Here is a 7940-nt window from a genome sequence, read left to right as displayed (position 1 = left end):
AGGGCGTGATCATGAAGCGCCAGGGCGCCAAGATCGAATTGTGGGACAATCTGGCGGCGCTATTCCGCAAGAAACCATCCCCGGCGGAATAGCCGGGCACCATAAGCAGAAACTGAAAACCCCGGCTCGTCCGGGGTTTTTCTTTACCGCCGCCCCTTCGCCGCAACGCGACTAGAAGTCCGCTACCTTTTTTCCGAAGTCCGCGCCGCAAGGCGAAACTCCGGAAGCTGGTCGCTCGTAGCTATCCGTGTCCTCCCCGACGTCCGGACCGGCTTCCGGCGCAACGACGCCGGTGTTTGGGAGGCCGTCCGGCAGACCGGGGTTCGCGGCGGGAACCCCGGTCCTGGCCGCGAAAGACAACAATCCGATAATGAATTGAACCGTTTGACGCCGTCACTCCATGACGGCGCTGTGATCGACCTTGGCCGGCGTGGAAGGCTTGCGCAGCAAGAGCACCAGCGGAATGGCGGCCAGCGACAGGATCATCATCAGCTTGAAGTCGTCCATGTAGCTGATGATGGTCGCCTGCAGGGTGACGACACCGTCCAGCGCGGCGCGGCCGGCGGCGGTGAAGGGGTTCATTGCCTGCGCGATCGCCGGATTGGAAAACGCCTGATTGTATGGCGTCACGTAGTCGGCGATGTTGGCGTGATTGACCTGGATGTTCTGCGTGAGCAGCGCGCTGACCACCGAGATGCCGACGCTGGAGCCGATGTTGCGCGACAGATTGTAGAGGCCGGTCCCTTCGGCGCGCCTTTCCGGCGCCAGGGTGGCGAACGTGATGGTGGTGAGCGGCACGAACAGGAAGCCCAGCCCCGCGCCCTGGATGAAGCCGGTGCTGATGATCGTCCATTGCGACACGTCGGGGGTCCAGCCGGTCATGTCGTACATCGCCCAGGCGGTGATCGCGAGGCCCGTGAACAGCAGCCAGCGGGTGTCCACCTTGCCGACCAGCCGGCCGACGATGAACATGCAGGCCATGGTGCCGAGGCCGCGCGGCCCCATGACGATGCCGGCCGTCACCACCGGGTAGCCCATCAGCGTCTGAAGATAGGGCGTCATCAGGGCGAGCGAGGCGAGATAAGTGATGCCGATGATGAAGATGAAGACCATGCCGACGGCGAAGTTCCGGTCGAGGAACAGCCGCGGGTTCACGAAAGTGTCGCGCCCGGTGAAGGTGTGGACAAGGAAGATGTAGAAGGCCGACGCGCAGACCAGCGCCTCGACGACGATCTCCGCCGACGAAAACCAGTTGAGCTGCTCGCCGCGGTCGAGGAACATCTGCAGCGAAGCGATGGCAAGGCTCAGCATGCCGAAGCCGAGCCAGTCGAGCCGCGCCTTCAGGTCGAGCTTGGTTTCCTGGACGAACATCGAGACGCCGGCGAAGGCCAGCGCGCCGATCGGCACGTTGATATAGAAGACCCAGCGCCAGCTGACATTCTCGGTCAGCCAGCCGCCGATGACCGGGCCGAGCACCGGCCCGACCATCACGGAGACGCCGAACAACGCCATGGCCGAGCCGCGCTCCTCGACGCTGTAGATGTCGAGCAGGATGCTCTGCGAGAGCGGGACAAGGGCCGCGCCGAACAGGCCTTGCAGCAGACGGAAGCCGACGATCTGCGGCAATGACTGCGCGAAGCCGCACAGCACGGATGCGACGACGAAGCCGGTGATCGCCACCAGAAGGATGCGCTTGCGGCCGAAGCGGTTGGCAAGATAGCCCGAAGGCGGCGTCATGACGGCTGCCGCGACGATGTAGGAAGTGAGAACCCAGTTGATCTGGTCGGCGCTCGCCGAGACGCTGCCCTGGATGTAAGGCAGCGCCACATTGGCGATGGTGGTGTCCAGCGCCTGCATGATGACCGCCAGGATCACGCAGGCGGTGATGGCGCCGCGATTGGCGACCACTGGCGCGCCGATCGCGTTGGCGGTGCTCATGACTTTTGCTCGGAATGCTTGAAGAGGTTGGCGATAAAGTCGGGCAGGCCGCGCGCGTGGCCGGTATCGATGTCGACGACGGCGCTCATGCCGCCGCGCAGCGGCGGCTTGCCCTGCGGATCGTCGATCGTCACCCGCATCGGGATGCGCTGCACGACCTTGACCCAGTTGCCGCTGGTGTTCTGCGCCGGCAGCAGCGAGAAGCTGGACGATGAGGCAGGGCTGATGCTGGCGACGGTGCCGTGCCAGACCTGGCCCGGATAGCCGTCGACGGTGATCGTCGCCTTCTGGCCGGGCCGGACATAGGTCAGCTCGGTTTCCTTCGGTTCCCCGGCGATCCAGATATCGGTCGACGAAACCAGGCCGAATGCCGGCTGAGAGGCGGGCAGGTACTTGCCGACCTGAAGGGAGTCGACATTGGTGACGATGCCGTCAAACGGCGCCTTGACGACCGAGTCGTTGAGGTTGCGCTGGGCATCGTCCACCGCCGACTGCGCCTGCAGGTAGAAGGGGTTCTTCTCGACGGGCTGGCTGGCGTCGCCGCCAAGCTGGGCGAGCGTCGCCTGAGCTTGCGCCTTGGCGACGGTCACCTTCTGGCGGGCCGCAATGAGATCATGCTGCGCGCTGTCGAAGGTCGCCTTCGAGGCAGTGGAGGTCTTGAGCAGGTCCTGCTGACGCTGGAAGGCCGCTTCGTAGTAAGGAATATCGGCCTCGGCCTGGTCGATCTGCGCCAGCGACTGCTGGTAGCTCGCCTGCAGGGTCAGCACCTGGTTGCGCACCGTGCCGAGCTGCGCCTCGGCGCCGGCCACAGCGGTCTCGAAAGAAGCGGGCCGCAGGCGGAAGAGCACCTGGCCCTTCTTCACTGCCTCATTCTCATGCACGTCGATCTCCTGCACGGTGCCCGAGACATCCGTGGAAACGCCGAGCGACTGCGCCTGGATATAGGCATTGTCGGTGGTCATGACCTGGCCACCGGTGACGTAGTAGTAACCGCCGGCCACCAGCGCCACGGGAAGCAGCGCAAACATGACAGGCCGCGTCAGGCTACGCCTTGGCCTGGCCGGAGCTGAAGGAACCATGGTGACAGCCGCCGGCTTCGGTTGCGCCGAGGGCGCCTCCAGCTTGGCGGGTTCTGGAGCGACCGGGGCCTCCAGCTCATCGTCGTCGATGACGGGATTGCTGGCGCCTCGCCTCTGCTCGCGCTGGGTATCCAGGCGGATTACCTGGTCGCCAGCTCTTTCGCCTGCGTCATCGTCTTCGGCAGGCTTTCTTGATGAGGTTGGTTCAGACATGGACTTTCTCCTGGTCGACGGCCGGCTGGGCGCAGGCCTCGAGCAGATTGGATTTGATCAGGCAAAGGGTTTGCAGCAGCTGCTGCTGCGCGTCCGCGGAGAGGTCGACAAAGGCCTCCTCGCGCGTCTTCTGGCCATTTCCGCGCATCACTTCGATCAGCGGATGGGCTTTCGGAGTCAGATAGATCAGCCAGGCCCTGCGGTCGGCAGGGTCGGGGCGGCGCTCAATGAAGCCTCGCGCCTCCATCTTGTCGAGGAGCCGCGCCAGCGTGATCGGCATGATCTCGATGAGGTCAGCCAGCTTGGTCTGGTGGATGCCTTCCTGTCGCGACAGATAGGACAGCACCTGCCATTGCGCACGGGTCAGTCCGGATGCGCGCGAGCGCTGCTCGAAGCGCTTCCTGAGCAGGCGCGCTACGTCGTGCAGCACGAAGCTGATATTGGGTGAGGTAGACATGGGAAGAGTTCGAAGCTGGCAGACAAACTTTCGTGAGCATGCTTATTATCATCATGCACATAATCCTGCTGGACGCGATGCGCAAGACCGTCTAAGCCGCCTGGAGCAAATGTCGCGTCAGCGTGGCGCAACGGAAGGACCGGCGCGGGCCGGCGAAAAAATGACGATGAACTGGCTCAGGACCGTGACCGTGGCTGCCGTATTGGGCTGCGCTTTGCCTGCCGCCGCGAAGGACACCGTGAGCTGCGGCGGCGCAGCGATGCTGGGCGGCGCGCAACTGAACTGCAGCCACGTCGAACCCAAGGCGCCGCCGCAGTTCTGCACCTTCAGCTGGGCTTTGCACATGCCGGCCGGAGGACAGCAGGTCGTGGAAGGCAGCTTCACGTTGCCGCCCGGCGCATCCAACGTCCAGGTCTATCAGGGCAGCGGTTTCGACAGCGCGCTTTCCAACCCGATCGTGATCTGCCGCGGCAGTCATTGAGCGAGGTTGGCGCGCTCGCCCGATCACGTTAGTTTGATCGACGCTTCGCCACGCCATGCCTGCCAAATCGCGGACCGATTTCGATGACCGGACCCAATCCCAACATCAAGCACCCCATTCCGATCCATCCACGCGTCGGCTTCCTGAAGGCGCTGGTGACATCGCCCAACATCGAGATCGGCGACTTCACTTACTATGACGATCCCGACGGGCCGGACAAATTCGCCGAGAAATGCGTGCTGCACCATTATCCCTTCATCGGCGACAAGCTCATCATCGGCAGGTTCTGCGCTCTCGCCGAAGGAGTGCGCTTCATCATGAACGGCGCCAACCACGCAATGTCCGGCTTCTCGACCTATCCCTTCAACATCTTCGGCCATGGCTGGGAGGAAGGGTTCGATCCCGAAACCTGGTCGAAGGAGATCCGGGGCGATACCGTCATCGGCAATGATGTGTGGATCGGCATGGACGCCGTCATCATGCCCGGCGTGAAGATCGGCCACGGCGCCATCGTCGCCGCGAAATCGGTTGTCACGCACGACGTGCCGCCCTATGCGATCGTCGCCGGCAATCCGGCCAAGGTGGTGAAGATGCGCTTCGATGAATTCACGGTGCGGCGGCTGTTGGCGGCGGCCTGGTGGGACTGGCCGGTCGACAAGATCAGCCGAAACCTCGACGCCATCAGGGGCGCCAATATTTCCGGACTGGAGGCCGCCGCTTGAACGCGCCCGACAAAAGCACAAACGACACGGCAATCAGTCCGGAATTGTTCACACGCGGCTGGATCTTCATCCGCGGCGTGCCGTCGATGAAATTCCTGCCGCCGGAGGGGCCGCCCGAGATCGCCTTTGCCGGCCGCTCGAATGTCGGCAAGTCCTCGCTGATCAACGCGCTTGTCGGCCAGAAGGGCCTGGCGCGCACCTCGAACACGCCGGGGCGCACGCAGGAACTCAACTATTTCGTGCCGGACGGTTTTTCCGGCGAAGGCGCCGACTTGCCGCCGATGGCGCTGATCGACATGCCGGGCTACGGCTACGCCAGCGCGCCGAAGGACAAGGTCGACGCCTGGACCAAGCTGATCTACGAATATCTGCAGGGCCGTGTCACGCTGAAGCGCGTCTATGTGCTGATCGACGCCCGCCATGGCATCAAGACCAAGGACGAGGAAGTGCTGTCGCTGCTCGACAAGGCGGCGGTATCGTATCAGGTCGTGCTGACCAAGACCGACAAGATCAAGCCAGCGGGCGTCCCGAAGCTGATCGAGGAAACGCTGGCAAAAATCAAAAAGCGGCCCGCCGCGTTTCCGGCCGTCCTCTCGACGTCATCGGAAAAGGGCGACGGCATGGACGAGTTGCGCGCTGCCATCGCCCTGGTAGCGAACGGAGGATAGGCAACTAGAGCGCCGCGACTTCCAGCCCGCAACCGCGAAAGAGCGGAACCGGCTGTCAGGCGGACGTGGCGTGCGCCCTTTCCTCCGCGGCAAGCTTTTCGGTACCGTAGGCCTTCAGGAAGACATTCACGCCAGAGCGCACGACATGCTCGATCTCGGCCTGGCTTGGCGCCTTGCTGCGGTAGGAGAAGATGCACTGGCGGAACAGCCCGGCGAGGCACAGTTCGGTGAACTGATAGGCGGCGAGGTGCACATCCTCGATCTCGACCAGACCACGCTCGATGGCGGTGCCGAGGAAGGTGACGAACTTGTCATGCCCGCGCTTCGGGCCACGCTCGTAGAAGCGTGCACCGAGCTCCGGAATCCGGTCGGATGCTCCGATCACCGTGCGCTGAGCCTGGATGACCTTGGCGGAAGTTATCTTCATGCCAAGCACCTTGCCGAACTTCACCAGCGTCTCGCGCAGGTCGTCGGCATGGTCGAGAACATCGTACATGTTCTTGAAGATGGTGCCGCGCTCTTCCTCGATGAGCGCCTCGAACAATTCTTCCTTGTTGGCGAAATAGACGTAGATGGTGCCCTTCGAGACACCGGCCTCGCGGGTGATGTCGTTCATCGACGCGGCCTCGAAGCCCTTGTCTATGAAGACGCGGCGCGCGCCTTCGATGATCTGGGCGCGTTTGACCGGATCCTGGCCGGCCGCAGGACGGCCGCGACGCAGCGTTTCCAACAGATCACAATCCTCGGTTTTGGTACCGAGCGTTTTAGCATCGGGTAATGTTTGCCCCATAGGATGGTACCTCAAAATATTTCGAACCGCCCGGTTCGATTTGCTCTTGATATGGGCCTCTTTTCGCGCTATGTCAATCTCCAATTCGAACCGAACGGTTCAGTCTGACTGACTTGTCCCAGAGAGATTATCATGTCCTCGAACGCGTCCGCCACCGCAGAAGTCCGCACTTTTCCCAACGCCAAGGTCCAGCCGTCGACCGAGGCCCCGGAAGTCCCCGTCCAGCCCGTACCGGTTGCGCCCGTCGAAGCGCCGGCCAAGAAGAAGCGTTCGATACGCTCGCTGCTCTTGCCGATCATCGGGCTGGGCCTGCTCGGTGCCGGGTCCTGGTATGGCTATAATTACTGGACGGACGGCCGGTTCCTGATTTCGACCGACGACGCCTATGTCCAGGCCGACACGTCCTTCGTCTCGCCGAAGATCTCCGGCTACATCGACAAGGTCGTGGTGAGCGAGAACCAGCAGGTAAAGGCGGGCGATCCGCTGTTCGTCATCGATCAGGGCGATTACAAGATCGCGGTCGGCCAGGCCGAGGCGCAGATCGCCACGCTGGCGAAGACGCTCGACCGTATCGACGCGCAGACCAAGGCCGCGCAGGCCTCGTTGACGCAGGCGCAGGCGCTGAAGATCGCCGACCAGGCCGCCGCCGACAACGCGGCACGCGCCCAGGACCGCGCGGCGCAGCTGCTGAAGACTCATGTCGGCACCCAGGCGCAGCTCGACGACGCCCAGACGGCCCTCGACCAGGCCAAGGCGGCGCTCGCCGGCGCTGACGCCCAGATCGCCGCGGCGCAGGCCAATATCGGCGTGCTGGAAGCCCAGCGCGCGGAATCGGCAAGCACGCTGGCCTCGCTGCAGCTCACCCGCGACAAGGCCCAGCGCGACCTGTCCTTCACCGTGCTCAAGGCGCCGTATGACGGCGTCGTCGGCAACCGCTCGGTCGAGCAGGGCGACCTCGTCAGCCCCGGCCAGAAGCTCGCTGTCGTGGTGCCGATGGACAAGCTCTATATCGTCGGCAACTTCAAGGAGACGCAGCTTGGAAAGCTGGTGCCGGGCGAGAAGGTCCGCATCACCGTCGACGCGATCGATGGGCAGAGCTTCGAAGGCACCGTCTCATCGCTGGCCCCGGCCTCCGGCGCGGTGTTCTCGCTGCTGCCGCCGGAGAACGCCACCGGCAACTTCACGAAGGTGGTGCAGCGCGTGCCCGTGCGCATCGACGTGCCTGCCGATGTGCTGAAGACCGGCAAGCTGCGCGCCGGCTTGAGCGTCGTCGTCGCGGCCGATACCCGGACCGCGCCGGCCAACTAAGCGCCTTTCTGGGGGGCGGTTCGGCGGCTGATCAAGCGCTGAACCGCCCAGCCAGCCAACTATCCGTCACGACGCAATTCCGGACGGCAAATTGCCGCGTAGTTTCCTGGAATTGTTTAGGGAGGCCATACAATGGCAACCGCAACCATAACCGCAGGATCAGCGCCGGGACGTCCGGCGGTTGCCGCTCCGGCCCTGCCGGTGGACCATATGCCGGTGCGCCGCGTTGTCGCCTTCCTGGCGATGGTGTTCGGCATGTTCATGGCGATCCTCGACATCCAGAT

The 7940-nt window shown here is 63.7% G+C and carries 8 protein-coding genes; 4 read left to right on the top strand and 4 right to left on the bottom strand.

What is annotated here, in order from left to right:
• Positions 1–393: 393 nt before the first annotated feature.
• From Q0L57_RS34000 to Q0L57_RS33990, 3 genes are read right to left on the bottom strand one after another with little or no spacing between them, the layout of a single operon-like run.
• Positions 394–1938: a DHA2 family efflux MFS transporter permease subunit gene (locus Q0L57_RS34000; protein ID WP_296747639.1), complete on the bottom strand. Its 1545-nt coding sequence runs from the start codon at positions 1936–1938 to the stop codon at positions 394–396.
• Positions 1935–3230: an efflux RND transporter periplasmic adaptor subunit gene (locus tag Q0L57_RS33995; protein ID WP_296747637.1), complete on the bottom strand. Its 1296-nt coding sequence runs from the start codon at positions 3228–3230 to the stop codon at positions 1935–1937. The genes Q0L57_RS34000 and Q0L57_RS33995 overlap by 4 nt, the downstream gene beginning before the upstream one ends.
• The gene (locus tag Q0L57_RS33990; protein ID WP_296747635.1) at positions 3223–3687 is read right to left on the bottom strand and encodes a MarR family transcriptional regulator; all 465 of its coding nucleotides are present in this window, start codon (positions 3685–3687) and stop codon (positions 3223–3225) included. The genes Q0L57_RS33995 and Q0L57_RS33990 overlap by 8 nt, the downstream gene beginning before the upstream one ends.
• Before the next feature lie 160 nt (positions 3688–3847).
• Between Q0L57_RS33990 and Q0L57_RS33985 the strand changes: the two genes are divergently transcribed.
• The 3 genes from Q0L57_RS33985 to yihA all read left to right on the top strand — a co-directional run bounded on the left by Q0L57_RS33985 (position 3848) and on the right by yihA (position 5558).
• Positions 3848–4168, top strand: coding sequence for a hypothetical protein (locus Q0L57_RS33985; RefSeq protein ID WP_296747633.1), 321 nt, complete (start codon positions 3848–3850; stop codon positions 4166–4168).
• 83 nt (positions 4169–4251) lie between these two features.
• Complete coding sequence (locus Q0L57_RS33980; RefSeq protein ID WP_296747632.1) at positions 4252–4890, top strand: CatB-related O-acetyltransferase; 639 nt, start codon at positions 4252–4254, stop codon at positions 4888–4890.
• Complete coding sequence (gene yihA / locus Q0L57_RS33975; RefSeq protein WP_296747630.1) at positions 4887–5558, top strand: ribosome biogenesis GTP-binding protein YihA/YsxC; 672 nt, start codon at positions 4887–4889, stop codon at positions 5556–5558. Before Q0L57_RS33980 ends, yihA begins: the two co-directional genes overlap by 4 nt.
• A gap of 55 nt (positions 5559–5613) precedes the next feature.
• Here the strand turns inward: yihA and Q0L57_RS33970 are convergent, their stop codons facing one another.
• Positions 5614–6348 carry a TetR/AcrR family transcriptional regulator gene (locus Q0L57_RS33970; RefSeq protein WP_296747628.1) on the bottom strand — a complete coding sequence of 245 codons (735 nt, stop codon included), beginning with the start codon at positions 6346–6348 and terminating at the stop codon, positions 5614–5616.
• Between the two features lie 132 nt (positions 6349–6480).
• Between Q0L57_RS33970 and Q0L57_RS33965 the strand changes: the two genes are divergently transcribed.
• Positions 6481–7656 carry an HlyD family secretion protein gene (locus Q0L57_RS33965; RefSeq protein WP_296747627.1) on the top strand — a complete coding sequence of 392 codons (1176 nt, stop codon included), beginning with the start codon at positions 6481–6483 and terminating at the stop codon, positions 7654–7656.
• Positions 7657–7940 lie beyond the last annotated feature (284 nt).

Source organism: Mesorhizobium sp., assembly GCF_024509055.1.
Taxonomy (GTDB): domain Bacteria; phylum Pseudomonadota; class Alphaproteobacteria; order Rhizobiales; family Rhizobiaceae; genus Mesorhizobium.
Note: the sequence above shows the minus strand (reverse complement) of the source record. Positions and strands in the feature narration are given on the sequence as shown.